General features: G+C 71.8%; 15 protein-coding genes. 10 read left to right on the plus strand and 5 right to left on the minus strand.

Translation table 11 applies throughout. From position 1 onward, the window contains the following. Window positions 1-11 precede the first annotated feature (11 nt). The gene (locus ACFMQL_RS28045) at window positions 12-422 is read left to right on the plus strand and encodes a Rid family hydrolase (RefSeq protein ID WP_364054720.1); all 411 of its coding nucleotides are present in this window, start codon (window positions 12-14) and stop codon (window positions 420-422) included. Further along, a complete protein-coding gene (gene hisF, locus ACFMQL_RS28050) occupies window positions 419-1,180 on the plus strand; it encodes an imidazole glycerol phosphate synthase subunit HisF (RefSeq protein WP_378787806.1) in 762 nt (253 codons plus the stop codon). The genes ACFMQL_RS28045 and hisF overlap by 4 nt, the downstream gene beginning before the upstream one ends. Before the next feature lie 8 nt (window positions 1,181-1,188). On the opposite strand, the gene ACFMQL_RS28055 is transcribed toward hisF, so the two are convergent. From ACFMQL_RS28055 to ACFMQL_RS28065, 3 genes are all read right to left on the minus strand, one after another. Further along, window positions 1,189-2,550 (minus strand): glutamine synthetase family protein, encoded by a 1,362-nt coding sequence (locus tag ACFMQL_RS28055; protein ID WP_364054714.1) that lies wholly within the window; start codon window positions 2,548-2,550, stop codon window positions 1,189-1,191. 61 nt (window positions 2,551-2,611) lie between these two features. Continuing rightward, complete coding sequence (locus ACFMQL_RS28060) at window positions 2,612-2,773, minus strand: hypothetical protein (RefSeq protein WP_364054711.1); 162 nt, start codon at window positions 2,771-2,773, stop codon at window positions 2,612-2,614. Between the two features lie 197 nt (window positions 2,774-2,970). Next, a complete protein-coding gene (locus ACFMQL_RS28065) occupies window positions 2,971-3,600 on the minus strand; it encodes a TIGR03085 family metal-binding protein (protein WP_364054708.1) in 630 nt (209 codons plus the stop codon). A 116-nt stretch (window positions 3,601-3,716) separates the two neighbouring features. Here ACFMQL_RS28065 and ACFMQL_RS28070 point away from each other — a divergent pair, with 116 nt between their 5' ends. Continuing rightward, the gene (locus ACFMQL_RS28070; RefSeq protein WP_378790215.1) at window positions 3,717-5,513 is read left to right on the plus strand and encodes an ABC transporter ATP-binding protein; all 1,797 of its coding nucleotides are present in this window, start codon (window positions 3,717-3,719) and stop codon (window positions 5,511-5,513) included. After that, entirely contained in the window at window positions 5,510-7,309 is a 1,800-nt protein-coding gene (locus ACFMQL_RS28075; RefSeq protein ID WP_378787810.1) for an ABC transporter ATP-binding protein, read from the plus strand. Before ACFMQL_RS28070 ends, ACFMQL_RS28075 begins: the two co-directional genes overlap by 4 nt. 88 nt (window positions 7,310-7,397) lie before the next feature. On the opposite strand, the gene ACFMQL_RS28080 is transcribed toward ACFMQL_RS28075, so the two are convergent. Together ACFMQL_RS28080 and ACFMQL_RS28085 are read right to left on the minus strand one after the other, a co-directional pair. Continuing rightward, window positions 7,398-7,787: an ATP-binding protein gene (locus tag ACFMQL_RS28080; RefSeq protein ID WP_364054702.1), complete on the minus strand. Its 390-nt coding sequence runs from the start codon at window positions 7,785-7,787 to the stop codon at window positions 7,398-7,400. Then, complete coding sequence (locus tag ACFMQL_RS28085) at window positions 7,780-8,601, minus strand: MEDS domain-containing protein (protein ID WP_364054700.1); 822 nt, start codon at window positions 8,599-8,601, stop codon at window positions 7,780-7,782. The genes ACFMQL_RS28080 and ACFMQL_RS28085 overlap by 8 nt, the downstream gene beginning before the upstream one ends. Window positions 8,602-8,743: 142 nt before the next feature. Between ACFMQL_RS28085 and ACFMQL_RS28090 the strand changes: the two genes are divergently transcribed. From ACFMQL_RS28090 to trpC, 6 genes are all read left to right on the plus strand, one after another. Further along, a complete protein-coding gene (locus ACFMQL_RS28090) occupies window positions 8,744-9,094 on the plus strand; it encodes an STAS domain-containing protein (protein ID WP_364054698.1) in 351 nt (116 codons plus the stop codon). Window positions 9,095-9,131: 37 nt separating this feature from the next. Next, window positions 9,132-9,479 carry a phosphoribosyl-AMP cyclohydrolase gene (hisI, locus tag ACFMQL_RS28095; RefSeq protein ID WP_378787813.1) on the plus strand — a complete coding sequence of 116 codons (348 nt, stop codon included), beginning with the start codon at window positions 9,132-9,134 and terminating at the stop codon, window positions 9,477-9,479. A gap of 4 nt (window positions 9,480-9,483) precedes the next feature. Further along, a complete protein-coding gene (locus tag ACFMQL_RS28100) occupies window positions 9,484-10,065 on the plus strand; it encodes a Trp biosynthesis-associated membrane protein (protein WP_364054692.1) in 582 nt (193 codons plus the stop codon). A 109-nt stretch (window positions 10,066-10,174) separates the two neighbouring features. Further along, window positions 10,175-10,846 carry a DUF4190 domain-containing protein gene (locus ACFMQL_RS28105; protein ID WP_364054689.1) on the plus strand — a complete coding sequence of 224 codons (672 nt, stop codon included), beginning with the start codon at window positions 10,175-10,177 and terminating at the stop codon, window positions 10,844-10,846. Window positions 10,847-10,892: 46 nt separating this feature from the next. Next, window positions 10,893-11,324: a DUF2752 domain-containing protein gene (locus tag ACFMQL_RS28110; RefSeq protein WP_364054686.1), complete on the plus strand. Its 432-nt coding sequence runs from the start codon at window positions 10,893-10,895 to the stop codon at window positions 11,322-11,324. Window positions 11,325-11,445: 121 nt separating this feature from the next. Continuing rightward, window positions 11,446-12,285, plus strand: a complete 840-nt coding sequence (trpC, locus tag ACFMQL_RS28115; RefSeq protein WP_364054683.1) for an indole-3-glycerol phosphate synthase TrpC — start codon at window positions 11,446-11,448, stop codon at window positions 12,283-12,285. Window positions 12,286-12,305 lie beyond the last annotated feature (20 nt).

The following is a 12,305-nucleotide window of genomic DNA, read 5'->3' on the forward strand; positions in this document are numbered from 1 at the left end:
GAGGGGGCGAGATGAGTATCGGGAGCATCGGCATGGAGAGCACCGGTTACCGAGTGTTCTCAGGCGGCATCTGGGAGGAGAAGTACGGTTACGCCCGCGCGGTGGTCGCGGGCGGCCGGGTGATCGTGTCCGGCTGCACGGCCACGGTCGACGGAGAGGTACGCCACGTCGGCGACCCGTACAAGCAGGCCCTGACCGCGATCGAGATCGCGCTCGAAGCCGTCCTGATGGGCGGCCTGACGCGTGAGGACGTCGTCATGGTCCGCTACTACGTGGTCGAGCAGCGCCACTTCGACCCCGTGGGCAAGGCTATCCACGAGGTCTTCTCGAAGGTGCGTCCCGCCTGCACAGGGGTGCGGGTGGCCGGGCTGGTCGACCCGAGAATGCTGGTAGAGATCGAGATCGAGGCACTGCGAACATGAGCGTGGCGGTAAGAGTCATCCCCTGTCTCGACGTTGACGGCGGCCGCGTGGTCAAGGGCGTCAACTTCGAGAACCTGCGCGACGCGGGCGACCCCGTCGAGCTGGCCAGGCGCTACGACGAGGAGGGCGCCGACGAGCTGACCTTCCTCGACATCACCGCCTCCTCAGGCGAGCGCGAGACCATGCTCGACGTCGTACGCAGGACCGCCGAGCAGGTCTTCATCCCGCTCACCGTGGGCGGCGGGGTGCGTTCGGTCGACGACGTCGACCGGCTGCTGCGGGCGGGGGCCGACAAGGTGTCGCTCAACACCGCCGCCATCGCCAGGCCCGAGCTGCTCACCGAGGCGTCCAGGCGGTTCGGCGCGCAGTGCGTCGTGCTGTCGGTGGACGCCCGGCGGGCGCCGGGCACGGCCAGCGGGTTCGAGGTGACCACGCACGGCGGGCGGCGCGGCACCGGCATCGACGCCGTCGAGTGGGCCGCCCGCGGCGAGGAGCTCGGCGTCGGCGAGATCCTGCTCAACTCGATGGACGGCGACGGCACGCTCGACGGCTACGACCTGGAGATGCTGCGCGCGGTCAGGGCGGCCGTGCGGGTGCCGGTGATCGCCAGCGGCGGCGCCGGCCGGCTGGAGCACTTCCCTCCGGCGGTGGCGGCGGGCGCCGACGCCGTGCTGGCGGCGAGCGTGTTCCACTTCGGCACGCTGAAGATCTCCGAGGTCAAGGAGACGCTCAGGAACGCCGGCCACCCGGTCCGCTGAGCGGGGGCTCAGAACACCCGCATGTGGTGGAAGAGCTCGAAGGAGGCGTCCTCGCCCGCGAACGCCGCGGCCTCGGACCGCTTGACGGCCAGATACGCGCTGCGCCGCAGCGGTCCGAGCGCCTCCATGAGCACCTCGTCGGCCTCCAGCGCGTCCAGCGCCTCATCCAGCGAGGACGGCAGGCGGGGATAGCGGCCGGGCCGGGTGTCGGGATCGACGTCCACCGGCTCGCCCGGGTCGAGCTTGCGCCTGATGCCGTCGAGGCCGGCGTGGATGACCGCGCCGAGCGACAGGTAGGGGTTGGCGGAGGAGTCCGACGGCTTCAGCTCCAGGTTCGGCTCGCCGGTCTCGCCCAGCGGTGAGCAGACGCGGACGGCGGCCTCGCGGTTGTCGGGGCCGTAGACGGCGTACGCGCTGGACCACATGCGGGGCGCCAGGCGGCGGAAGCTGTTGACGCTGCCGCAGGTCAGCGCCGTGAGCGCGGGCAGGTGGGCGAGCAGGCCGCCGATGAAGGCGTCGCGCACCTCGTTGCCGGTGGCGAAGACGTTGCGGCCGTCGTTCCACAGCGACAGGTGCAGGTGGGCGCCGTTGCCCGCCTGGTCGGCCAGCGGTTTGGGGGCCAGCGAGGCCCACATCTGCATGCGCAGGGCGACGCCGCGCACGGTCTCGCGGTAGAGCACGTGGTTGTCGGCGGCGCGCAGCGCGGGCGCGTGGCGGATCGACAGCTCCTGCTGGCCGTGGCCGAGCTCGGGATGGTAGTGCTCGACGCGCAGCCCCTGCGTCTCCAGCGCGCGCACCAGCGCCATCGTGTAGTCGTGGGCGATGTCGAAGCCGATGGCGGCGTAGCAGAGGGCGTCGTCGATGGGCACCAGCCGGTCGGGCCCGCCCGACGGGTCGGGCAGCCGCCGGCCGAGCGTGAACTCCGGCTCGAACGCCGCCTCCAGCGCGTAGCCCTCATCACGCAGCTCGGCGATCGCGTCCTTCAGGAACGTGCGCGGGCACGCCTCCCACGGGCTGCCGTCGGGCAGGCACAGGTCCGACAGCATCGCGGCGGCGCCCGGAGCGTACGGCAGCGGCACGTACGTGGCGGCGTCGGGCACGATGCGCACCTCGCCCACCGGCCCCATGTGCTCGACCTCCTGCAACTGGTCGAGCATGTTCATCGCCATCATGGCCACCGTGTGCCCGATGCCCGAGCTGAGCCGCTCGGCCAGCCGGGACCTGGCCGCCGCCTTGCCGCGGATCACGCCTCCGTGGTCGGCGTACAGGAAACGGATGAGCTCGATGCCCTCGAGCTCGGCTCGCTCGAGGGTGCGCCGGGCGGCGGCGCCGAGCTGATGCGGTCTGGTGCCGGTGGGGCGATCTGTCACCCTGCCTGCGTAACACGAACCGGCGGTGCGCGGAAGCACCGCACGCAGACAGAACCCAAGGTCAGGTCAGGATGCTCGAGAAGAACACCGCCAATTGGTTGGCTCCATGGATGATTCCGTCGAACACACCGTTGACCGCGGCGGCGGCCTGGGCCGGCCGGGTGAACAGGTAGAAGACCACGAACGCGATAGCCACGTAGGTGATCACCTTCTTGACCTGCATGGGGGGCCTCCTGCAGTCCGTTCCCAGCCGTATATACCCGAGTCTGGGCGATCCTTAGGCATCTCTATAGATGTACAAGATCCTAACCGGGGGGCTTCTTTCCTTTGCCATGGTAAGTGCAGTGTCCGGAACGCGAGCGCCTGCCCCGCCGGGTTTTCCGGGCATTCCGCACACCGAGCCGCCCCCACGGGGGCAGGTCAGACCCCGAGAGGAGCCTCGCGCAGCGCCTCCACGGCCGCCGGGTCCCCGGTCAGCTCGACCCGGGCGTGTCGCTGCCGCCCGAAGCAGAACATCAGCAGCTCGGCCGCTCTGCCGGTGACCTCCACGCGCGAGCGTCCCTTGGGGCCGCCGAGCACCACGCCGCCGCCGAGCCGGTGCAGCACCACGCCGACGGGCGCCTTGCGCAGCATCAGCCGGGCCCCTGCGGACACCCGCTTCCAGATGAGCCGCTCGAACTCGGGGTCCAGCTCGCGGGGCTCCCACGACGGCTGGGCGCGGCGCACGTCCTCGTGGTGGACGAACATCTCCAGCGTGTTGACGGCCGAGTCGAGCGCGGGCACCAGGCCGTAGACGCCGCCCGGCCGGCGGACGAGGCCGACCAGCTCGGGGTAGGGGTGGGCCTCCTTCATCCGCTGCTGGACCTTGGCGGTGTAACCGGCCAGCGGCTTGAGCCCGATGCCCGGCATGGCGTCGGGCCTGCGCTCGCGCACGACGAGGTGCGCGGCCAGGTCATAGGTGCTCCAGCCCGCGCAGAGGGTCGGCGCGTCCGGGCCGAGCCGGTCGAGCAGGGTGCAGAGCGCAGCGCGTTCGCCACGAGCGTGAGTCACGTGGATCAGCCTACCGCTGGGAATAACCGTGTGATCGGGCGTGATAGGGACATACGTACAAACATCAGACCTGGAAGGAAACGTACCGAGTGGCGAGCAAGGTCACCTCGGCCGTGATGCGTCAAGGGCTCCGCGTCCTTGGGGTGGCCATTCGCACGGAGAAGACGGTCTTCACGCTCGCGGTGCTGGCCAGCGCCGTGTACGGCGGCATGACCGTCGCCTCGGCCTCCGCCCTCGGATGGGCGACACAGAACGTTGTACTGGCCGCGTTCCGCGACGGCGACGTCACCGCGGGAGCGCTCTGGACCGGCGTGTCGCTCATCGTCGGCGCCGCGCTGCTCAAGGCGATCGGCGTCGCGGGGCGGCGCATCCTGGCCGGTCTCCTGCAGTACCGCATGCAGGCGCGCTCCCGGCGCGACGTCACCAAGCAGTACCTGCGGCTGCCGCTGGCCTGGCACCACCGGCACCCGACCGGGCAGCTGCTGTCGAACGCCAGCTCCGACGCCGAGGCCGCCTGGGCGCCGCTCGCGCCGCTGCCGATGGCCGTCGGCGTGATCGTCATGCTGATCACCGCGGCGGTCGCGATGGTGCTCACCGACCTCGCGCTGGCGCTCGTGGGCTTCCTCATCTTCCCGGCCATCGCCGTGCTCAACCTCGTCTACCAGCGCAAGCTGAGCCCGCTGGCCACCCGCGCGCAGCAGCTGCGCGCCGAGGTCAGCGAGATCGCCCACGAGAGCTTCGACGGCGCGCTCGTCGTCAAGACGCTCGGCAGGGAGGAGCTGGAGACCGAGCGGTTCCGGCGGCGCGCCCAGGAGCTGCGCGACGCCAACATCGCCGTCGGCCGGGTGCGCGGCCTGTTCGACCCCATGCTGGAGGCGCTGCCCACGCTCGGCGTGCTCGCCGTGCTGGGCGTCGGCGCGGCCCGGCTGTCCGCCGGCGCGATCGACCCCGGCGACCTGGTGCAGGTGGCGTACCTGTTCACGCTGCTCGCCTTCCCGATCAGGGCGCTCGGCTGGGTGCTCGCCGAGCTGCCGCGCAGCGTCGTCGGCTGGCAGCGGGTGCAGGCCGTGCTCGACGCCACCGGCTCCATGGAGTACGGCACCGCCACCCCCGGCACCTCGGCCGGCCCCGCCGAGCTGAACGTCAGAGGCGTCTCCTACGCCTACGGCGAGTCGAAGGTGCTGCACGACGTCACCTTCGACGTGCCGGCCGGGCGCACGGTCGCCATCGTCGGCCCCACCGGCTCGGGCAAGTCCACGCTCGTGCAGCTCCTGGTGCGCCTGGTGGACCCCGACTCGGGTCAGGTGCTGCTGGACGGCGTGGACCTGCGCGACCTGCCCTACGGCGGAGTGGCCGCATCGGTGGCGCTGGTGCCGCAGCAGACGTTCCTGTTCGACGACTCCGTACGCGGCAACGTCGCGCTCGGCGGCGAGGTCACCGACGAGGACGTGCGGGCCGCCCTGCGCCTGGCCCAGGCCGACGGCTTCGTCGGCCGCCTGCCCGACGGCCTGGACACCCGCGTCGGCGAGCGCGGCGCCTCGCTCTCCGGCGGCCAGCGCCAGCGCCTGGCCCTGGCCCGCGCCGTCGTGCGCCGCCCCCGCCTGCTCATACTCGACGACGCGACCTCCAGCGTGGACCCGCAGGTCGAGGCCAAGATCCTGCACGGCCTGCGCGACGCCGCCGAGGCGTCCACCGTCGTGGTCGTCGCCTACCGGATGGCCACCATCTCCCTGGCCGACGAGGTCGTCTATCTCGACCACGGCCGCGTGGTGGACCGGGGCACGCACGAGGAGCTGATCGGGCGCTGCGAGGGTTACCGCAACCTGGTGACCGCCTACGAGCGCGAAGAGGCCGAGCGGGCCGCGATCGAGCTGTCCGACATCGACATCGAGGAAGAAGGGGTCAGCGCATGACCGCGCAGAGCATCCACGGCAACGCCGAGCGCTCCGCGCTGGCCACCATCCGGCAGGGCCTGTCGCTGACGCCCGAGTTCCGCACCGGCCTGCTCGGCACGCTGGCTCTGGCCGTCGTCGCCACCATCGGCAAGGTCATCGTGCCGATCGCGGTGCAGCAGGTCATCGACACCGGCCTCAAGACCGGCACGCCCGACATCCCGTACATCACGCGGGCCGTGGTGATCTGCGCCGTCGCCGTGGTGGTGACGGCCCTGGCCGGCTACGTCATGAACGTCCGCCTCTACAAGGCGACCGAGTCCTCGCTGGCCACCCTGCGCGTACGCGGCTTCCGCCACGTGCACGACCTGTCGGTGCTCACCCAGAACTCCGAGCGCCGCGGCGCCCTGGTCTCCCGCGTCACCAACGACATCGACCAGATCAGCACGTTCATGCAGTGGGGCGGGCTGATGATCATCGTCTCGCTCGGCCAGCTCTTCGTGGCCACCGTGCTGATGTTCGTCTACTCCTGGCAGCTCACGCTGCTGGTGTGGGCCTGCTTCATCCCGCTGATGATCGCCCTGCCGCGCTTCCAGCGGCTGCTGTCGCGGGCGTACACCACCGTGCGCGAGCGCACCGGCGACATGCTGGCCGCGGTCAGCGAGTCGGTGGTCGGCGCCGCCGTCATCAGGGCCTACGCCTCCGAGCGGCGCACCGCGGAACGCATCGACAGGGCCGTGGACGCCAACAAGAGGGCCCAGGTGCGGGCGCAGACCATCGTCGGGTTCGTCTTCCCGCTGACCGAGATCGTGGCCGCGATCGCCATCGCCGGCATCGTGCTGCTCGGCGTGCGGCTCGGCCTGTCGGGCGGCATCTCGCAGGGCGAGCTGGTGGCGTTCCTGTTCCTCGTGACGCTGTTCATCTCGCCGCTGCAGACCGCCACCGAGGTGCTGAACGAGGCGCAGAACGCCGTCGCGGGCTGGCGGCGCATCCTCGGTGTGCTCGACACCCCGCCCGACGTCGCCGACCCCGGCGAGCGCGGCGTGACGCTGCCGCGCGGCCCCATCGAGGTGGCCTTCGAGAACGTGCACTTCGCCTATCCCGGCGGCGCGCCCGTGCTGCGCGAGGTCACCGTGTCCATCCCGCCGCGCTCGCGCGTCGCCATCGTCGGCGAGACCGGCTCGGGCAAGACCACGTTCGCCAAGCTGCTCACCAGGCTCATGGACCCCGCCTCGGGCCGGGTCACCGTGGACGGCCACGACCTGCGCGACGTGCGCTTCTCCTCGCTGCGCGAGCGCATCGTCATGGTGCCGCAGGACGGCTTCCTGTTCGACGGCACGCTGGAGGAGAACATCCGCTACGGCAAGCCGTCGGCCACCAGGGAGGAGATCGAGCTGGCGCTGACCGAGCTGGGCCTGGCCGACTGGCTGGAGGGCCTGCCCGCGGGCCTCGACACCCCGGTCGGGCAGCGCGGCGAGTCGCTGTCGGCGGGCGAACGGCAGCTCGTCGCGCTGGCCCGCGCCTACCTCGCCGACCCCGACCTGCTGCTGCTCGACGAGGCCACCTCCGCCGTCGACCCGGCCACCGAGGTGCGCCTGGCCCGCGCGCTCGAAGGCGTCACCCGGGGCCGCACCGCCGTCTCCATCGCACACCGGCTGTCCACCGCCGAGAACGCCGACGAGGTGCTGGTCTTCGACGCGGGCCGGCTGGTGCAGCGCGGGCCGCACGCCCAGCTCGTGCAGGAGCCCGGCGTGTACGCCGACCTGCACGCCTCCTGGGTGTCGGCGGCGCGCTCGGAGACGACCCGCAACTCGTAGATGCGCTCGCAGGCCGAGCCGCGTCGCCTCGGGAGCGCGCCCGCCCGCCGCGCGTCGCTACGGGCGGGGTTCGCGGGCCTGGCGGGCTTCAGTCGCAGAGGGCGGCGAACGTCACGGTCGTCCCCGCCGGCCCTGAGACGATCATGACCTGGTCGCACAGCATGCCGGTCAGCCACAGCCCGCGCCCGCGGTGGTCGAGCCGCTCCGGCGGCCGGCCGTCGCCCATCCACCCGGCGGGCAGCCCCGGCCCCTCGTCGCTGACCTCGCACCACAGGCGGCCGCCGTGCGACCACATCCGCAGCCGGCCGTGGCCGCCGCCGTGCAGCACGGCGTTCGTGGCGACCTCGTTGACCGCCAGCACGAAGTCCTCGAGGCGGCCGCCGGTCAGCCCGTGCCGCCTGGCGTGCTCGGTGACGGTCCTGCGCAGGAGCGTGATGCGGCCGCGGGCGAAGCTGGTGCGGAGCGCCTGGCTAGTCATCGTCGGCCCGCCGTACGGCGAGATGCTGGTCCGCGCCGATCAGCCGCAGCACCCGCGCCATGGGGGCGCGGCAGATCACCGTCGTCGTGCCGCGCGGCCTGGCCATCGCCGTGGTGGCGAGCAGCTGGGCCGAGCCCGCGTCGATGAAGCCGAGCCCGCCCGCGTCGATCACGACCTCGCCCGGCTGCCTGACCAGGGGCCGCAGCAGGGAGGCGAACGCCGGGCGGTTGGTCAGGTCCACATCGCCCCACACCCGCAGCCCGGACCCGGCGCGGGCGAAGCGCAGCAGCGCCTGCTCGGGGGAGATCGGGTGCACGGCCGCCGCCTCCTCCAGGGCGTCGCGGGGGAAGACGCCGCGGTCGTACTGGCAGACCGCCGCCAGCCAGCCCTCGCCGAACAGCTCGTTGACGGCCGCCTCGAACGCCGCGTGCCCCGGCGCGTCGCCGAGGCCCCAGGAGGCGTCGACCAGCGCGTACACGCCGTGTCCTCCGGCGCGGTCGCGGGCGGCGGCGAGGCCCGTGCGCAGCCGCGCCGGATCGAGTAAGCCGTCGGTGAAGTGGGTGTCGGCGCAGGCCAGGATCTCGATCCGGCCGGCCGACTCGGCCTCGGCGAACCCCGGCACCAGCGGCGCCAGCCAGGTGCGCGTGCGCTCGGGGGTGTCGGTGTGCGTCATGATCACTACTTTGACGCGGCGGAGCAGGCCGTTCACGGTGAAGACCCGGGTGACCGTCATCCGCTCGCGCTCGCCGTCGAACGGCAGGCAGACATGGTCGCCCAGATCCGGGTCCAGGACGGAGCCCGCGACGTGCACCACGATCCTGTCCTCCCTAGCACGCGAAGGTCGGGTCAGAAGGTACTCGCACGGATGTGATCACGTACCGCATTCTCAGCAAAACCCACCGTGATGCGAGGCGGACGGGTGTACGTTTTCGGCGGAGCCGCCCACGGGAGGGGTCATGAGGAACATGGGCGTGGATGTGCTGGAGATGTCGCGACACGATCACGGGGGCTCGGTGGTGGTGAGGTTGTCGGGGGAGATGGACGTCGACAACGTCTCCCAAGTGCGGAAATGTCTGGATGAGGCGGTCGCGACGAACGAGCCGCGGCTCGTGGTCGATCTGACGGGGCTGACGTTCATCGACACCACGGGTCTGGGGGTGCTGGTACGCCTGCTCGCCTCGCTGCGCGAGCGCGGCCGCACCATGGCCCTCGTCGCCCCCGACGGCCTGGTGCTGCGCCGGCTCAGGCGCACCAACCTGGCGCCGCTGTTCCCGATCTACGACACCCTGCCCGAGGCGCTCGCCTGACGGCCGGGGCGCGCGGGCGGCCTGGTTGAATGGCAGCATGTCCCTCGATCCCAAGATCGCCGCGCGGTTGAAGCGCAACTCCGACGGCCTGGTGCCCGCGATCACCCAGCAGTACGACACCGGCGAGGTGCTCATGCTGGCCTGGATGAACGACGAGGCCCTGCACCGGACGCTCACCACCGGCAAGGCCACCTACTGGTCGCGCAGCCGCCAGGAGCTGTGGGTCAAGGGCGCCACCTCGGGCAACGTCCAGCACGTGAAGTCGGTGGCGCTCGACTGCGACGGCGACACCGTCCTGGTCAAGGTGGACCAGGTGGGCGGAGCCTGCCACACCGGCGACCGCACCTGCTTCGACGCCGACGAGCTCGAGATCGCGATCGGCTAGCACCATGCGCAGCGACAAGCGGGAGCTGTCGATCTGGGTCGTCGCCACCGCCCTGGGCTGCCTGCTGGTGCTGCTCGCCGCCGGCCGCGAGTGGGTGCGGGTGCTTCAGGACGGCGCGGCGGGCGTGACCACCGGGCCCACCGGCGGCGATCTGAGCCCGGCGCTCACGCCCGTGGCGCTGGCCGGGCTGGCCGGCGTGGTGGCCGTGCTCGCCACCAGGGGCACCGGCAGGCGCGTCGTCGGCGCGGTGCTCGCCCTGTGCGGCGCGGGCGTGGCGGCGGCGACCTGGGCGGCGATCGACGGCGGCAACGTCACCGGCTGGCTGAGCGAGCGCAACGTGCTCCACGGCGCCTCGGGCGTGCCCTGGGAGGCCGCGCCGCTGTGGCCCGCCGTAGCCGCGGCGGGCGCGCTGCTGATGCTCGCGGGCGGGATCACCGCGATCGTGCGCGGCGGTCGCTGGGCGGGCATGTCCGCGCGCTACGACCGCGCCAAGGGACCGGACGGCGAGGCGAAGGCGCAGGTCAGCGACGATCGGGCGCTGTGGGACGCGCTCGACAGGGGCGACGACCCCACCGAAGGCCGCTGACTCGCGGCGCTGACGAAACCTCCACTGTTCTGAATCCTTGTCTTCTTGGCAAAGAAATCCTCACTAAGCTGCCGTACCAACTCGCCACGAACGATTGAGGAGCCAGCTCATGAGCTACGGGGATCAGAGCGGTAGCGGCGGCTACGGCGCGCAGCCGCCCGGCGGCGGCTACGGGCAGCAGCCCGGCTACGACGGAGGCTATGGACAGCAGGCCTCCAGCGGTGGTTACGGCCAGCAGCCGCCGAGCGGAGGTGGCGGGTACGGCCAGCAGCCTCCCAGCGGCGGCGGCTATGGCCAGCAGCCCCCGAGCGGTGGAGGTTACGGTCAGCAGCCCGGCAGCGGCGGCTACGGTCAGCAGCAGCCGAGCGGCGGCTATGGACAGCAGCCGCCCAGCTACCCGCAGGACCTCAGCTACGGCCAGATGCCCGCGAGCGGCGGCTACAGCGCCCAGCCGCCGGGCTACGGCGGCTACGACCAGCAGCAGGCCTACTACGGCCAGCCGCAGCGCCCGACCAACGGCATGGCGGTGGCCTCGCTCGTCCTCGGCATCATCGGCCTGGTCTTCTGCGGGCTCACCAGCATCCCCGGCGTGATCTGCGGCCACATCGCGCTCAACCGGATCAAACGCAACGGCGAAGAGGGCTCGGCCCTGGCCATCGGCGGCCTGGTCACGTCCTACATCACCGTCGTGATCTGGGTGCTCACCTGGATCTTCCTCGGCGGTATCCTGCTGTCGTTGGTCGGGCTGGCCGGAGCCGCCAGCACCACCTACGACTACTGACCCGGCCACGCGGCACGGGCCGACCGGGAAGGCGGACATCGGGGGCATGAGTTTCGCGACCATCGAGCGGCCGCGCGCGCGGCGTATGAGAGCGCTGCTTGCGCCGCTCGGCGTCGCGGCCGTCACGGCCGCGGCCTTCGCGGTCGCGGGGCTGGTCGACCCCAACGAGCCCGGCCACTACCCGACCTGCCCGTTCCTGTGGCTCACCGGCCTCTACTGCCCGGGGTGCGGCACGCTGCGCACCATGCACGCGCTCGCCCACCTCGACCCCGTCGCCGCGCTCGGCCTCAACCCGCTGTTCGTGGCGATGATGCCGATCCTGCTGTTCTGGTGGGTGCGCTGGGTCGTGCGCGCGTGGCAGGGCAGGCCGCCGAGCACGGCCGTGCCTCACCCGGCGTGGCTGTGGGCGTTCATCGCCGTCGTCATGGTCTACTGGGTAGTCCGTAATCTGCCTTTCGGGGCGTTCCTCGCCCCCTAGGCGGGGACCGGTGGTGAGCGCGCCCCGCAGAGGCCGATACCATCGCAGGACAAGGCAGAGAGCGGACGCGACGCGAACTCTCCGCCACCCCCTTACAGCCGACCGGAGGGACCTCAAGCGCGTGAGTGAGCGGACGGAAGGGCCGAGTGTCCTCGACGACATCCTCGACGGGGTGCGCGCCGACCTCGCCGCCCGTCAGCAGGCCGTCTCTATCGACGAGCTCAAGCGGCGAGCCGAGCGTGCGCAGCCGCCCAGAGACGCCATGGCCGCGCTCGGGGGCGATCGGGTCTCGGTGATCGCCGAGGTGAAGCGTTCCAGCCCGTCGAAGGGCGCGCTCGCCGCGATCGCCGATCCGGCCGCGCTGGCGGCCGACTACGAAGCGGGCGGTGCCCACGTCATCAGCGTGCTGACCGAGCGGCGCAAGTTCGGCGGCAGCCTCGACGACCTCGCGGCCGTCCGTGCCCGTGTCGACATCCCGATCCTGCGTAAAGACTTCATCCTGACCTCCTATCAGCTCTGGGAGGCCCGCGCCTACGGCGCCGACCTGGCGCTGCTCATGGTCGTCTGCCTCGAGCAGGAGGCGCTGGTGTCGCTCATCGAGCGTGCCGAGTCCATCGGTCTGACCCCGCTGGTCGAGGTGCACACCGAGGAGGAGCTCGAGCGGGCCGTGGCGGCCGGCGCGCGGGTCATCGGGGTCAACGCGAGAAATCTCAAGACACTCGAGGTCGACCGCGATGTCTTCGCGAAGATCGCGCCTAAGATCCCCGATAATGTGATCAAGATCGCAGAGTCGGGCGTGCGCGGTCCGCACGACCTGCTCGCCTACGCCAGGTCCGGCGCCGACGCCGTCCTGGTGGGGGAGAGCCTGGTCACCGGCAAGGACCCGCGCAAGGCAGTGGAGGCGCTGGTGACCGCCGGTGCACATCCGTCGACGCGCCCCGACCACTCGACAGAGGGATAGCAGTGGCAAACGAAGGCACC

Source organism: Nonomuraea fastidiosa (assembly GCF_042751225.1).
Lineage (GTDB): Bacteria > Actinomycetota > Actinomycetes > Streptosporangiales > Streptosporangiaceae > Nonomuraea > Nonomuraea fastidiosa.

Coding starts and splice junctions, on each gene's coding strand:
- hisI (WP_378787813.1), top strand. CDS start 9,132: ATGTCCCTCGATCCCAAGATCGCCGCGCGGTTGAAGCGCAACTCCGAC.
- ACFMQL_RS28105 (WP_364054689.1), top strand. CDS start 10,175: ATGAGCTACGGGGATCAGAGCGGTAGCGGCGGCTACGGCGCGCAGCCG.
- ACFMQL_RS28075 (WP_378787810.1), top strand. CDS start 5,510: ATGACCGCGCAGAGCATCCACGGCAACGCCGAGCGCTCCGCGCTGGCC.
- hisF (WP_378787806.1), top strand. CDS start 419: ATGAGCGTGGCGGTAAGAGTCATCCCCTGTCTCGACGTTGACGGCGGC.
- ACFMQL_RS28080 (WP_364054702.1), bottom strand. CDS start 7,787: ATGACTAGCCAGGCGCTCCGCACCAGCTTCGCCCGCGGCCGCATCACG.
- ACFMQL_RS28090 (WP_364054698.1), top strand. CDS start 8,744: ATGAGGAACATGGGCGTGGATGTGCTGGAGATGTCGCGACACGATCAC.
- ACFMQL_RS28070 (WP_378790215.1), top strand. CDS start 3,717: ATGCGTCAAGGGCTCCGCGTCCTTGGGGTGGCCATTCGCACGGAGAAG.
- ACFMQL_RS28100 (WP_364054692.1), top strand. CDS start 9,484: ATGCGCAGCGACAAGCGGGAGCTGTCGATCTGGGTCGTCGCCACCGCC.
- ACFMQL_RS28060 (WP_364054711.1), bottom strand. CDS start 2,773: ATGCAGGTCAAGAAGGTGATCACCTACGTGGCTATCGCGTTCGTGGTC.
- ACFMQL_RS28110 (WP_364054686.1), top strand. CDS start 10,893: ATGAGTTTCGCGACCATCGAGCGGCCGCGCGCGCGGCGTATGAGAGCG.
- ACFMQL_RS28045 (WP_364054720.1), top strand. CDS start 12: ATGAGTATCGGGAGCATCGGCATGGAGAGCACCGGTTACCGAGTGTTC.